General features: G+C 40.7%; 2 pseudogenes. One reads left to right on the top strand and one right to left on the bottom strand.

Annotated features, from left to right (window positions below):
- A pseudogene (locus PZE06_RS28795) lies at positions 1-111 on the top strand (pyridoxal-phosphate dependent enzyme); the annotation flags it as partial.
- Between the two features lie 9 nt (positions 112-120).
- On the opposite strand, the pseudogene PZE06_RS28790 reads toward PZE06_RS28795, so the two are convergent.
- Positions 121-192: pseudogene (locus tag PZE06_RS28790) on the bottom strand (DUF951 domain-containing protein); the annotation flags it as partial.
- Positions 193-290 lie beyond the last annotated feature (98 nt).

Below are 290 nucleotides of genomic sequence, written 5' to 3'. Positions count from 1 at the left end.
GTAAAAACGGAGGGAACGAATCCAACCGGTTCTTTTAAGGATCGAGGAATGGTGATGGCAGTTGCAAAAGCAAAAGAAGAGGGAAGCGACACGGTTATTTGTGCCTCCACGGCATAAAGATTACTCTTCATGCTTTACGAGGATCTTTTTCATTTTTCGCGAGAATTCTCTTCGAGGAATCAATACACTGTGGGAACTAGGGGACAACATGAGTAAAATAACATTTTCAACTACAGAGGTAAAAATGCTTCAAAAGAATCCAAACGTACAAAGTGTTAGCGAGAGATCTA

This window comes from Robertmurraya sp. DFI.2.37, assembly GCF_029211245.1.
Lineage (GTDB): Bacteria > Bacillota > Bacilli > Bacillales > Cytobacillaceae > Robertmurraya > Robertmurraya methanolica_A.
The sequence above is the reverse complement of the archived record's forward strand: the minus strand, read 5'-3'. Positions and strand labels throughout refer to the sequence as shown.